Origin of the sequence: Actinocrinis sp., assembly GCF_035653575.1 — a bacterium.
Lineage (GTDB): Bacteria > Actinomycetota > Actinomycetes > Streptomycetales > Catenulisporaceae > Actinocrinis.
The window spans coordinates 32,105-45,232 of record NZ_DASRBQ010000025.1 but is presented as its reverse complement, the minus strand read 5'-3'; the positions used below and the strand labels follow the sequence as shown (position 1 = coordinate 45,232).

The window sequence follows — 13,128 nt, the reverse complement described above, 5'->3', positions numbered from 1 at the left end:
CGCGCGCGGCCCACTTCTCCGCGTCGCCGTCGGAGAAACGCTTCTGCGTGTTGTTCAGCGCGGTCCGATTGACGGTCGCGTGCAGGCCACCGGTCAGGTAGCAGGTGTCCAGCAACGTGATCCGGATGCCGGCCGTGCGCGCGGCTTGAATCAGGGCGTGGCCCATGGCGTTCGGGTCGGCGTACTGCGCGCCGCCGTGGTCGTGGTGCGCGTAGTGGAACTCTCCGACCGAGGTGATCCCGGCCAGCGCCATCTCCGTGAACACGCCGACTGCGAGCTCGAAGTACGTATCCGGATTAAGACCGGCGACGGCCTCGTACATCTGCTCGCGCCACGTCCAGAACGTGCCCTCTCCTATCTGCGTTCGTCCGCGGAGCGCACGATGGAACGCATGCGAGTGTGCGTTCGCCAGCCCTGGGAGCGTCAACCCTGGAAGATGTACCGCATCGGCAGGCGCCCGAACCCCGGGCGTGACGGCCGTAATGCGGTCGCCCTCTGTCTCAATGAGCACGTCCGTTTCCACCATGCCCGCCACATAGGCGGCCTCGGCGTGCCATCGCTGCTTCTCAGCGCCTTGCGGCTTTCTGTCGCGCGTTCCCGTCTCGGTCATCCCGTCGTCACCGCCTCAAGCCCCTGATCCCCGGTTTGTCCCAGGTCGCACTCCGGCGAGCTGCGCGACGACCTCAGCCAGCGCGGCGACGCCGGTGAGGCAGTCCGCTGTCTCGGCGTGCTCGGCGGGGGTGTGGGAAAGCCCGCTGGGGTTGCGCACGAAGAGCATCGCGGTCGGCAGCTCGGCGGCCAGGATTCCCGCGTCGTGCCCGGCGCCCGTGGGCAGCTGCGGTACCGGGCCGAAGACGCCGGTCAGCGTCTTGCGGATCTTGTCGCGCAATCCGTGGTCGAACTCGACGATAGCCGTGCGTGACTCGTTGACAACCTCCAGCGCGGTCCCGTCGCGCTCGGCGCGTTCGCGCGCGGCGGCGGCGATCTGCTCGACGACGGCGTCCAGTGCCGCCTCATCTGGGGCGCGGCTGTCCAGCCAGGCGCGGACTCGTGACGGGATCGCGTTGGTGCCGTTGGGCTCGACACTCACTTTGCCGAAAGTTGCCAGCGTGCCGCCGAGCCTGGCCTTCTTGCGGGCGGAGAGGACCGTGTTCGCGTAGGTCAGCATGGGGTCGCGGCGATCGTCGAGCGCGGTCGTGCCGGCGTGGTTGGCCTCGCCGGTGAAGTCGAAGCGCCACCGGCCATGCGGCCAGATCGAGGAGGCGACGCCGACCGGGGCGTCGTGGTCGATCAGCCAGCGGCCCTGCTCGATGTGCAACTCGACGAACTCTGAGATATCGGCAAGCCGCTCGTCGTCGCGGCCCAGCGCGTCGGGATCCTGACCCGCCGCCTCCATCGCATCCGCCAGCCGCACGCCGCCGCCGTCGCGTAGTGAGCGAGCCTTGGCCGCGTCCAGCTGCCCGGTCAGCAACCGGGAACCGGCGCAGGCGATCCCGAAGCGTGCCCCCTCCTCGTCAGCGAAGTTGGCGATCACGACCGGCCGCTCAGGCTGCCAGCCGCGCGCACGCAACAGGTCGACTGCGGCCAGGGAGCTGATGACGCCGAGAGGACCGTCGAACGCGCCGCCGTCCGGTACCGAATCCAGGTGTGAACCAATCGCCAACGCGTTACCGCGCCGCGGCTCAGTGCCCACGTCTGTGCTTGACGCACCGCTGTCCGGCAGCCACCAGGCCCATTGATTGCCGTTGCGATCGACCTCGACCGTCAGGCCTCGATCAGCAGCCTGCGACGCGAACCAGTCACGGCACGCGAGGTCCGCGCTCGTCCAGGCGAAGCGCCGATAGCCGCCGGTGGTTCGGTCGCGGCCGAGATCCGCCAGCGAAGACCAGAGTTCTGCGAAGCCGGTCGCCTCCGCGACCTCGTTCACGCGCCGTCCCCGGCGGCGTCCTTGTTGGAGGCGTCCTTGACCGTGTCGGCGCCTTCTCGCATCGGGATGCGAACTGAGCGCTCCTCGGCGACCTCGACCGCGCGGTCGTAACCGGCGTCCACGTGGCGGATCACGCCCATGCCCGGATCGTTGGTCAGCACCCGCTCCAGCTTGGCGGCGGCCAGCGCCGATCCGTCGGCCACGGAGACCTGGCCGGCGTGGATCGATCGGCCCATGCCGACCCCGCCACCGTGGTGGATCGACACCCAGGAAGCGCCCGAGGCGACGTTGACCATCGCGTTGAGCAGCGGCCAGTCCGCGATCGCGTCCGAGCCGTCCAGCATCGCCTCGGTCTCCCGATACGGCGAGGCCACCGAGCCGCAGTCCAGGTGGTCGCGGCCGATCACGATCGGCGCCTGGATCTCGCCGGAGCCGACCAGCTCGTTGAACCGCAGCCCGGCCTGATGCCGCTCGCCGTAGCCGAGCCAGCAGATCCGCGCGGGCAGGCCCTGGTAGTGCACCCGCTCCCCGGCCATCCGGATCCAGCGGGCGAGGGACTCGTTCTCGGGGAACAGGTCCAGCACGGCGCGGTCGGTGACCGCGATGTCGGCCGGATCGCCGGAGAGCGCCGCCCAGCGGAACGGGCCCTTGCCCTCGCAGAACAGCGGCCTGATGTACTTCGGCACGAAGCCGGCGAAGTCGAAGGCGCGCTGGTATCCGGCCAGCTTCGCCTCGCCGCGGATCGAGTTGCCGTAGTCGAACACCTCGGCCCCGGCGTCCTGGAAGCCGACCATCGCCTCGACGTGCCTGGCCATGGACTCGCGCGCCCGCTGCACGAACTCCTCGGGCTTGTCGAGCGCGAACGACTTCATATCGCTGAAGTCCACGCCCAGCGGCAGGTACGCGAGCGGGTCATGTGCGGAGGTCTGATCAGTGACGATGTCGATTGGTGCGTTACGCGCCAGCAGCTCCGGTACGAGATCCGCCGCGTTACCCAACACACCGATGGACAGCGGTCGGCGTGCGTCACGGGCCTCGACCGCCAATTGGAGCGCGTGATCGAGCGAGTCCGCCTTAACGTCCAGGTACCGATGCTCAATCCGGCGGGTGATCGCGCGCGGGTCGCAGTCGATGCAGATCGCGACGCCGTCGTTCATGGTCACGGCCAGCGGCTGCGCGCCGCCCATCCCACCGAGCCCGGCCGTAAGCGTGATGGTTCCGGCGAGCGAACCGCCGAACCGGCTCGCCGCCACCGCCGCGAAGGTCTCGTAGGTGCCTTGCAGGATGCCTTGCGTACCGATGTAGATCCAGGAGCCCGCGGTCATCTGCCCGTACATGATCAGGCCGAGCGCGTCGAGGCGGCGGAACTCGTCCCAGTTCGCCCAGTCGCCGACCAGGTTGGAGTTGGCCAGCAGGACGCGCGGCGCCCACTCGTGCGTGCGCATGACGCCGACCGGCTTTCCGGACTGCACGAGCATCGTCTCGTCTTCGCGCAGCGTCGTGAGGGTACGCAGCAGTGCGTCGAATGAAGCCCAGTTGCGCGCCGCCTTGCCGGTACCGCCGTAGACGACCAGTTCCTCGGGATGCTCGGCTACCTCGGGGTCGAGGTTGTTCTGGAGCATCCGGTAGGCGGCCTCCTGCGGCCAGCCGAGCGTGTTCAGGCTGGTGCCGCGGGGGGCGCGTACCGTATGCGGACCGGTCATGCGCGAGCTCCCTCTCTTGCGGGATACGGATCAGTTCGGGGTAGAGGAGCAGGCCGGGGCGTCGCTAGGCGTCACGCAGTACTCGTGCCCGCAGCCGTGGCCGGTGAACCCCGAGGTATGTTATGCAATCATTCATAGCTGCGGTCAACCGCATGACTTCATTCAATACTGTTCGTTGTCACAGTCACAGTCACAGTCACAGTCACAGTCGCAGGAGCAGCCCATGACCACGACGGTCCAGCTCGGCCCGGGTGCCATCGGCCACACCGACCTGTCCTTCGCCGAGATCGAGGCGGTCGCCCGGCACGGTGCGCGGGTCGAGTTGTCGCCCGCCGCCCTGGCGGCCCTCGGCCAAGGCCGCTCCACTGTGGACAAACTCGCCGCCGCGCCCACCCCCGCCTACGGGATCTCCACTGGCTTCGGCGCGCTGGCCACCCGGCACATCGACCCCGAGTCGCGGGCCGCGTTGCAGCGGTCACTGATCCGTTCGCACGCGGCCGGCATGGGCGCTCTCGTCGAGCCCGAGGTCGTGCGCGCGCTCATGCTGCTGCGCCTCAAGACGCTCGTGAGCGGGCACACCGGCGTACGTCCGGTCGTCGCCGAGACCATGGCCGCGCTGCTGAACAGCGGCATCACGCCCGCGGTCCGCGAGTACGGCTCCCTTGGCTGCTCGGGCGACCTTTCCCCCCTCGCGCACGTCGCGCTCGTCCTGATGGGCGAGGGCGAAGTCATCGACGAGGACGGCAAGCCGGCGGATGCCGCGCCGGTGCTCGCGGAGCACGACATCACGCCGCTGGTGCTGGAGCCTAAGGAAGGCCTGGCGCTGATCAACGGCACCGACGGCATGCTCGGCATGCTCGTCCTCGCGCTGCGTGACTTCGACCGGCTGCTCAAGCTCGCCGACGTGACCGCCGCGATGAGTGTGGAAGCGCAGCTCGGTACCGACCGGGTCTTCCTCCCCGAGTTGCACGCCATCCGACCGCATCCCGGCCAGGCCGCATCCGCCGCGAATCTCCTGACTCTGCTTAAGGACTCAGGCGTGGTCGCCTCCCACCGCGGCCCCGACTGTAACCGCGTGCAGGATGCTTACTCACTGCGCTGTGCGCCTCAGGTAGCCGGCGCTGCCCGTGACACGCTCGCGCACGCGACCCTCGTCGCCGAACGCGAACTCGCCTCAATCATCGACAACCCGGTCGTGCTCCTCGGTGAGGACAGGGTGGAGTCCAACGGGAACTTCCACGGCGCCCCGGTGGCCTTCGTCCTGGACTTCCTCGCCATCGCCGCCGCCGAGGTCGGCTCGATCGCCGAGCGGCGCACGGACCGGATGCTCGACGTCGCCCGCTCGCACGGCCTGCCGCCGTTCCTGGCCGACGACCCCGGCGTGGACTCCGGACTGATGATCGCTCAGTACACCCAGGCCGCCCTGGTCTCCGAGAATAAGCGTCTGGCCAATCCGGCCAGCGTCGACTCGATCCCGTCCTCCGCGATGCAGGAGGACCACGTGTCGATGGGCTGGTCCGCGGCGCGCAAGCTGCGTACCGCGCTGGACAACCTCACCCGCATCCTCACCATCGAGCTGGTTACCGCAGCTCGCGCCCTGGACATGCGCGCGCCGCTCAAGCCGGCGCCGGGTACCGCAGCCGCGATTGCCGTACTCAGGCAGCGCGGTGTCAGCGGTCCGGGACCGGATCGATACCTCTCCATCGAGCTGAGGGCAGCCGAGGACGCGGTATGTGACGGCTCAGTGCTCGCAGCAGTCGAAGAAGCTGTCGGTGCTCTGCGATAGAACGCAGGGAGAAAACCCAGCGCCTGCACGACGACGACTGACCTATGCTGGTCGGCCGATCCATTGTTCAGCGCAACATACGTGCGAGGGCGCCAGGACCGGTACCAATCACAAGGACGGTCGCGAACGGAGGTGACAGGCGTGGCGGCGGTGATGCCCGACCCGACAGGGTTCCTCGACCCGGCTGTCAGCGCGGCCGGCAGCTCCACCGAGCAGGTACTCGGCCTGCTCGACGGACGCCGCCTTTCCCCCGCGCAGCGCCGGATCGGCCAGTTCCTCATCGACCATCTGGCCGAGGTCGTGTTCATGTCCAGCGTGGACCTGGCCGAGCGGGTCGGGGTGAGCCAGCCCTCGGTCACCCGCTTCGCCACCGCGCTCGGCTTCTCCGGCTACCCGGCGCTGCGTGACGCGCTCAAGGGCATCGTGCTCGGCTCGGTCGGCGAGTCCCCGGAGGAGGTGCGCCGCAACGAGTTCCAGGCCGCGATCGCCGCCGAGCAGACCAATCTCGACGCCTTGCAGCGCCTCGCCGCGGCCCCCGACCGCCTGATCGAGACCGGCCGGCTGCTGGCCGGCTCGAACCCGCTGGTCGTCCTGGGCCTGCGCCTCTCCCTCTCGGTCGCGCACTACTTCGCGTACAGCGCGCAGCGGATCCACCCGGACGTCCGGCTGATCTCGTCCGCGGGCACCGCGGCCGACGACGCGCTGCTGCAGGCCCGCCAGGCGGGCGCCACGTGGATGGTCGCCTTCCTGCTGCCCCGCTACGCGCAGGAGGCCCTCACCGCGATCGACCACGCCCGCGAGCTCGGGCTCAAGGTCGTCCTGGTCACGGACAATCCGCTGGTCCCGTTCGCCGGGTCGGCCGACGTGCTGCTGCCGGCCGGCGTCGGCTCCCGGCTGGTCTTCGACTCGCACGCCGCGCCCATGGTGCTCGCGTCGCTGCTGGTCCAGGCGATAGCCGACGCGGCACCCGAGCGCACCCAGAGCCGCCTCGAAGCGCACGAATCACTCAGCGAGGCGCGCGGCTTCTACCGCTGAAGCGTGACCAAGGGCACGCCGAGCCGGGTTCACGCCATAAGTTACTGGCGAGTAGAGTTGTTTTCGATCTCCAAGCGACGCCTAGCGCGCTCAGGACTGCGTTTCACGGACCACCCGGCACCGATACAGGAGCTCGGCTCAACCATGCACATCGCCGCGATCATCATCTCCCTCGGCATAGCCGCGGTCGGCCTCGCGCTGTTCGCACGCGTGCTCACCCGGATGTACCGGCTGATCACGGCCGGGCAGCCGGCCCCCGGCCGCACCGGCGATCCGGTCGCCCGCACCAAGAACCTGGTGCGCGAGTTCCTGGGCCACACCCGCCTCGCCCGGCGCGGCAAGCGCTGGATCGGCGCGGCGCACTGGGCCGTCATGGTCTCCTTCGGCCTGCTGTTCTTCACCCTGGTGACGGCGTTCGGCCAGCTCTTCGACCCCCGCTTCCAGCTCCCGTTGATCGGCCGCTGGTGGCCGTACGAGTTCGTCACCGAGCTGTTCAGCTTCCTCGGTCTGATCGGCATCGTGGCGCTGATGATCGTCCGGCTGGCCATCCGGCCGAGCCGCAAGTCCGATGAGCGCACGTCGCGCTTCTACGGCTCGGTGATGTGGCAGGCGTACTACGTCGAGTACACGATCCTCGGCGTGCTGCTGTGCATCTTCGCGCTGCGCGGCGTGGAGAACGTGCTGGAGGACGGCGGCCGGTTCTCGATCCACTTCTTCTTCTCCTACCCGGTCTCCCGGCTGTTCGCCGGGGCGTCGGCCGGCACCCTGGAGAACCTGGTCTACTTGTTCGCCACGCTCAAGATCGTGATCTCCTTCGCCTGGATGATCACGATCTCGCTCAACGCGAACATGGGCGTGGCCTGGCACCGCTTCCTGGCCTTCCTCAACATCTGGTTCAAGAAGAAGGCGGACGGCGGCACCGCGCTGGGCGCGCTGAACCCGATGCTGTCCAACGGGGTGCCGATCGACTTCGAGGATCCCAAGGAGGACGACGTCTTCGGCGTGGGCAAGGTCGAGGACTTCACCTGGAAGGGCCTGCTGGACTTCTCCACGTGCACCGAGTGCGGCCGCTGCCAGGACCAGTGCCCGGCATGGAACACGGGCAAGCCGCTCTCCCCGAAGCTGGTCGTGCTTTCACTGCGCGACCACGCACACGCCAAGGCGCCCTATCTGCTTGCCGGGGGCGGTATGGACGCCGAGGGCAACGAGAAGGCGAGCGCCGATCAGCTCGCTGCGGTACCCGCCTCCGCTCTCGCAGAGCTGGAGCGCCCTTTCGTCGGCTCGCCCGAGGACAACGCGGTCATCGCCGCTGAGGCGTTGTGGTCCTGCACGACGTGCGGTGCGTGCGTCGAACAGTGCCCTGTCGACATCGAGCACGTGGACCACATCGTCGACATGCGTCGCTACCAGGTGATGATCGAGTCCTCGTTCCCGTCCGAGGCGGGCGCGATGCTCAAGAACCTGGAGAACAAGGGCAATCCGTGGGGCATGCCCGCGAAGAAGCGCCTCGACTGGATCTCCGAGGTGGACTTCGAGGTCCCGGTTCTCGGCGAGACGATCGAGGACCTTGCCGAGACCGAGTACCTGTACTGGGTGGGCTGCGCGGGCGCCCTTGAGGACCGTGCCAAGAAGACCACCAAGGCGTTCGCCGAACTGCTGCACATCGCCGGCGTGAAGTTCGCCGTCCTGGGCAGCGGCGAAAGCTGCACCGGCGACCCGGCCCGCCGCCTCGGCAACGAGTTCCTGTTCCAGATGCTCGCGCAGCAGAACGTCGAAGTGCTCAACGAGGCCTTCGGTGACGCTCCGGTGAAGAAGATCGTGGCCACCTGCCCGCACTGCTTCAACTCGCTTGCCAACGAGTACCCGCAGCTCGGCGGCAAGTTCGAGGTCATCCACCACACCCAGCTGCTCGACCGCCTGGTGAGCGAGGGCCGGCTGACTCCGGTGACGCCGGTCGACCAGAACATCACCTACCACGACCCGTGCTACCTCGGCCGGCACAACAAGGTCTACACGCCGCCGCGCGAGATCATCGCCAAGGTGCCCGGCCTGCGCAACACCGAGATGCACCGCTGCAAGGAGCGCGGCTTCTGCTGCGGCGCGGGCGGCGCGCGGATGTGGATGGAGGAGCGGATCGGCAAGCGGATCAACACCGAGCGGGTGGACGAGGCGCTGTCCACCAACCCGGACGTCATCTCCACAGCCTGCCCGTACTGCCTGGTGATGCTCGGCGACTCGATCACCGCGCGCAAGCAGTCCGGCGAGGTGCCGGAGTCGATGGAAGTGGTCGACGTCTCACAACTGCTGCTGCGCTCGGTCAAGCAGCCGGACGCACACGAAGCCGACACCCTGGCCTCGGTCGGCGCGCCGTCAGGGTCGTCCACCTCCGCGTAATCCAGAACCCTCACACCGGGCATCTCAGTCGTCTACCTGACCGAGCTTCCACCACGGTCCCGCTGTCACACGGCGTCAGATTCGCTAGGCTCCGCAGTTGCCTTGTGAGTTCCCGCGTGTGGAGGTCCGGTCATGTCGGTCGAGTCGCGAGCGCCCGAGTCCGCGGCGCCGGAAGCGGCCACCGAGCGTGGCCGCGTGCGGCTGTGGTTCGCAGCCCTCTTCCGTGCCCTGTTCGTCATCATCCTGACGCTCGCGGTCCTCGCAGCGCTCGGGTACGTCGCGGACGTCGGGCTGCATCGGGTTACGCACACCAGCCGCTCGAACGCGACCTATCAGCACATATACGAGGTCGATGTCGTCGTTGACGGTGACGGATCGGTGGCTGTGACAGGCTCGCCGAGCACGCAGCGCGAGGTGGCTCTGGACGAGACCGACAGGTCGACCATCTTCGACAGTCCGCAGCGCGCGGTGAGTGTGATCGCAGGGACGCTGTTCGTGTCTGTGCGTTGCCCCGACTCGCTGTGCATGGCGAACGTCCTGCTGACCACGCCTCCTGACACGCGCGTCAACATACGTGTGGGTAACGCACTGCGACTCGATCAGGCGAACGTCGCAATCAGCAATCTGACTGGACCAGTCGATGTGTCGGCCTGGCCGGCGAACGTCACGATCAAGGGCTCCAGTTCACTCGTCACCGGCATGGTCGCCGGGTCACTGACGTGTGGCGTCCCCGCCGTGTGCATCGTGCAGGTCCCGCGCTAGCTGACGCGGTGACCGCTCACGCACTCACTGCTTACGCACTCACTGCTCACGCACCCAGCGCTGCTCACGCACGCAGCGCTACTCACGCGTTGACCGGAAACCCATCCTCATCCAGTAACACCCCACCGATCACCTCGGCCAGCAGCACCGCGGCGTTACGCACACGCTCGATCAATGACGCCGTCTCAGCCGCCGTCGCCTGTTTCACACAGCTGAAGCGGTACACCGTGTGCGGCCATCCGTCGTCCGCACGAGAGCGGAGCGCGTATGGGAGGAACTCGTCGGCACCGAACGGCTGCACGCGAATCTCCAGTGCGCCGGGCCGGTCAAGGGAGTAATCGTTAGCCGCAAGGGCGCCGTTTCGTCCCAGGTCCGGGATCGCCAGACCGAGTACCGAACGCAGCACCTGCCAGGGGAGCGCTTCGTGCCCGTATACGCAGTACACGGTCTCGTGTGGCTCCGCGACATAGGGCGGGCAGCCTGGCAGGCGCGCCGCGCCGCCGAGCAGCCGGGCAAGTCCGGTCACCAGAGACCACGCCAGTGCCTCCGGTCCGGTCGGGATGTCGCGCGGGTACCGCCTGCGCAGCGCTTCCGCGTTGCGGCCGTCCGGGATGCGCGCCCGGCGCCTGGGAGCCTCGGCTACGTAACCGGTTGACCAACCGCCGGGCAGTTCCGACTGCGCGGCCAGCGTCGGATCCAGACGGAACGGCCCGTGCCAACGCACCCCGTCCGCAACGTGCAGCACGCCGTGCTCATCGCGCGTCGGTGTCGGATTCCACGTGCGTACCAGCGCCTCGATCGACGCGGCGGTGCGCGGCCCGGCCAGCAGCAGCACCGGATTGTCGCTCAGCAGCCGCTCCGGATCGGCAGGCCGCTCCTCGGGCCGCCGCAGACCCGGAACCGCGCGCGCGTGCAGCGGCCCGGTGACCCGGGACAAGCTCAGGCTCCAACGCTCCATGGCCTCACTGTCGCAGCGCGACATATGGGAACGCGGAGCGCAGGCCGATAAATCACCCGTATCGGCTCAACCGTTGCGCTACCAGAGCGAGCCCCACGTCGCGTCCGCCAGGGACTCCACGCCGATCTGCGTGCCGTCCGCCCCGACCAACACGCCGCTGGTCACCTCCATCAGCGTCTTCGCCAGCCGATAACGCAGCCGGTCCGAGCCGGGACCCAGCGACGCGACCGAGACCTGATAGCTCGTCAGCAGCGAGGCATCCCAGCCGGAATCGGACAACGCCGCGGGCAGTTCCCCGAACAGCGGATCCTGCGTCACTTCCAGGACGAACGTGGCCACCGTGTCCGAAATCGTCGCGCTGTAGCCCGGTTCCCCCGCCCCGAACTCCTCGGAGCCGGCGCTGTCCTCGGGCACCATCGCGCAGAACGTGTCACCGGTTCCAAGCGCACTGACCGCCGCCAACACCTCGTCCGGATCTGCAAGCCGCGGTGCGTACACCGTCACCACGTCCGCGTCCTCGGCGCCCATAGGCCAACGCATGGCTGCCCCATCCCCGCTTCACTTCTCGATCTTCAGCGCCTCAAGACACCAGCGCCTCAAGACACCTTCGTGCGATGAAAGTTCAAGTACGACCGCGACGGCGTCGGCCCTCGCTGCCCCTGGTACCGCGATCCGTACACCGCCGACCCGTACGGATGCTCGGCGGGAGAGGACAGCCTGAACATGCACAGCTGCCCGATCTTCATCCCCGGCCACAGCTTGATCGGCAGCGTCGCGACGTTCGACAGCTCCAGCGTCACATGCCCTGAGAACCCCGGGTCGATGAACCCCGCCGTGGAGTGCGTAAGCAGCCCCAGCCGCCCCAAGCTCGACTTGCCCTCCAGCCGCGACGCGATGTCGTCCGGCAGGGTGATGACCTCGTAGGTCGACCCCAGCACGAACTCCCCCGGGTGCAGGATGAACGGCTCGTCCCCTTCGGGCTCGACCAGCCGCGTCAGGTCCGGCTGCTCCTGCGCCGGGTCGATGTGCGGGTACCGGTGGTTCTCGAACACCCGGAAGAACCGGTCCAACCGCACGTCGATCGACGACGGCTGCACCATCGAGTCGTCGAACGGCTCGACCCGCACCCGTCCTGCCCCGATTTCGGAGCGCAGGTCCTTGTCTGAGAGCAACACCCACCGACCGTATCGCGCCATCCGCGACCCGACCAACCAGTCCGCGCCCCGCGCCACCCCGGCCGCCGATGCAACGCCACGCGGCGTCGCCATCTGGTAACCTGGCCCTCGGCCCGCCCCCGAAGGGCAGGCCACAGCAGCCAGCTCCTGCGGGTGTAGTTCAATGGTAGAACATCAGCTTCCCAAGCTGACAGCGCGGGTTCGATTCCCGTCACCCGCTCCACAGCGACAGGCCAGGTCAGTCCGGTAACGGACCGCCTGGCCTTTCTGCTTGCCCAGCTCGCTTTTCTCAGCCTGCTGACTGGGCCGCAATGGACAGGCCGCGGGCGTAACCGACGCGCGCGTTGATGTCGTAGAGCTGCGCTACCGACGAGACCGGCAGCTGCACCTGATGCAGCAGGCCCGGGCCCTGGACCACGACCTGCGCGAAGCCCTCGGTGCGCTCCTCCTTCGCGAGGAGGAAGAGCAGGCCCAGCAGGCAGAAGAAAAAGAAGATCACGGTGCACACGATCGCCCAGGTCGGGATCGACTTGGTGGTGCGCGACATGTCAGTGAACGACCAGGTGACCCGGCCGATGGGAGCTCGTCCGCTCGGCGTGATCACTTCCGTCTGGGTGCACATGATGTCGCCGATGGTCACCAGCGTCATCGCGGGACCGCCGGCCTGAGGCACGCCCGGGTAGGAGTAGGAGCCGGAGTTCGCGTTCTGCCAGCCCGGCGGGGGCGCGTCCCACGGTCCGGACCCGGACGACGAGCCCCAGCCTGGTCCTACGCCGGGATCGCCTGGGGGCATAGGTGTGCTCATTGCGGATCCCGTTCCCGTCTGTTGTGTTGTTCTTGCCTACGCTGCCTACGCGCTTACTCGGCGCGGTACTGGTCGTGCCTCGCGAAGAGCTCCGTCCACTCGTCGTACGAAAGGGTACGGCCGGACTCGGCGACCTCGGCCAGTTCGCGGAAGTACTTTTCCCGAGGCGGAGCCGGAGCGAAGAGGATGAGCATCGACGCCGGCGAGTCCCCGTCGTTGCGGAACGCGTGGATGCCGTTCTGCGGGACGTAGAGGAAATCGCCTGGGCGCGCGCTGACCCACCGCTCGCCGTCGAAGAGGCCGACCGTTCCGCTCCGCACATAGAAGGACTCGGAGAAGGTCTTGTGGAAGTGCGGATCTGGGCCACCGCCGTTCTCTGGCAGGTTCCACTCGAACAGGCCGAACTGGCCGTTGGTGACTGAACCAGGTGCGACGAAGCGCGTCGACGCGCCTGACTTGAAGTTGACCTGCTCGACGTCCGCGGCCGCGCGGTATCGGGCCGTGCCGCTCTGTGCCTCGGTGGGGTACGACATTGTTCCTCCGGTCTACGCTCTTCCTCGGGTCTGCTCTGCGCGTTGCCTGG

General features: G+C 68.2%; 12 protein-coding genes and 1 tRNA gene. 5 read left to right on the top strand and 8 right to left on the bottom strand.

What is annotated here, in order from left to right:
- The 3 genes from VFA06_RS04300 to hutU all read right to left on the bottom strand — a co-directional run.
- Window positions 1–526: amidohydrolase family protein (locus VFA06_RS04300; protein ID WP_324839062.1), on the bottom strand; the 526-nt coding region annotated here is incomplete at its 3' end.
- Between the two features lie 99 nt (window positions 527–625).
- A complete protein-coding gene (locus VFA06_RS04295; RefSeq protein ID WP_324839061.1) occupies window positions 626–1,927 on the bottom strand; it encodes an allantoate amidohydrolase in 1,302 nt (433 codons plus the stop codon).
- Window positions 1,924–3,630 (bottom strand): urocanate hydratase, encoded by a 1,707-nt coding sequence (hutU, locus tag VFA06_RS04290; protein WP_324839060.1) that lies wholly within the window; start codon window positions 3,628–3,630, stop codon window positions 1,924–1,926. The genes VFA06_RS04295 and hutU overlap by 4 nt, the downstream gene beginning before the upstream one ends.
- A 223-nt stretch (window positions 3,631–3,853) precedes the next feature.
- Between hutU and hutH the strand changes: the two genes are divergently transcribed.
- The 4 genes from hutH (at window position 3,854) to VFA06_RS04270 (ending at window position 9,607) form a co-directional block, all read left to right on the top strand.
- The gene (gene hutH, locus VFA06_RS04285) at window positions 3,854–5,416 is read left to right on the top strand and encodes a histidine ammonia-lyase (RefSeq protein ID WP_324839059.1); all 1,563 of its coding nucleotides are present in this window, start codon (window positions 3,854–3,856) and stop codon (window positions 5,414–5,416) included.
- Between the two features lie 153 nt (window positions 5,417–5,569).
- Window positions 5,570–6,451, top strand: coding sequence for a MurR/RpiR family transcriptional regulator (locus VFA06_RS04280; protein WP_349260046.1), 882 nt, complete (start codon window positions 5,570–5,572; stop codon window positions 6,449–6,451).
- Between the two features lie 144 nt (window positions 6,452–6,595).
- Window positions 6,596–8,845 carry a (Fe-S)-binding protein gene (locus VFA06_RS04275; RefSeq protein ID WP_324839057.1) on the top strand — a complete coding sequence of 750 codons (2,250 nt, stop codon included), beginning with the start codon at window positions 6,596–6,598 and terminating at the stop codon, window positions 8,843–8,845.
- Window positions 8,846–8,977: 132 nt separating this feature from the next.
- The gene (locus VFA06_RS04270; RefSeq protein ID WP_324839056.1) at window positions 8,978–9,607 is read left to right on the top strand and encodes a hypothetical protein; all 630 of its coding nucleotides are present in this window, start codon (window positions 8,978–8,980) and stop codon (window positions 9,605–9,607) included.
- 82 nt (window positions 9,608–9,689) lie between these two features.
- On the opposite strand, the gene VFA06_RS04265 is transcribed toward VFA06_RS04270, so the two are convergent.
- The 3 genes from VFA06_RS04265 to dcd form a co-directional block, all read right to left on the bottom strand.
- Window positions 9,690–10,565 (bottom strand): hypothetical protein, encoded by an 876-nt coding sequence (locus VFA06_RS04265; protein ID WP_324839055.1) that lies wholly within the window; start codon window positions 10,563–10,565, stop codon window positions 9,690–9,692.
- A gap of 78 nt (window positions 10,566–10,643) precedes the next feature.
- Complete coding sequence (locus tag VFA06_RS04260) at window positions 10,644–11,105, bottom strand: hypothetical protein (RefSeq protein ID WP_324839054.1); 462 nt, start codon at window positions 11,103–11,105, stop codon at window positions 10,644–10,646.
- 56 nt (window positions 11,106–11,161) lie between these two features.
- Window positions 11,162–11,740, bottom strand: coding sequence for a dCTP deaminase (gene dcd / locus VFA06_RS04255; protein WP_324839053.1), 579 nt, complete (start codon window positions 11,738–11,740; stop codon window positions 11,162–11,164).
- A 149-nt stretch (window positions 11,741–11,889) separates the two neighbouring features.
- On the opposite strand from dcd, the gene VFA06_RS04250 reads away from it, so the two are divergent.
- Window positions 11,890–11,963, top strand: a tRNA-Gly gene (locus VFA06_RS04250).
- 66 nt (window positions 11,964–12,029) lie between these two features.
- On the opposite strand, the gene VFA06_RS04245 is transcribed toward VFA06_RS04250, so the two are convergent.
- Together VFA06_RS04245 and VFA06_RS04240 are read right to left on the bottom strand one after the other, a co-directional pair.
- Entirely contained in the window at window positions 12,030–12,545 is a 516-nt protein-coding gene (locus VFA06_RS04245) for a hypothetical protein (protein ID WP_324839052.1), read from the bottom strand.
- Window positions 12,546–12,598: 53 nt separating this feature from the next.
- Window positions 12,599–13,078, bottom strand: coding sequence for a cupin domain-containing protein (locus VFA06_RS04240; protein WP_324839051.1), 480 nt, complete (start codon window positions 13,076–13,078; stop codon window positions 12,599–12,601).
- Window positions 13,079–13,128 lie beyond the last annotated feature (50 nt).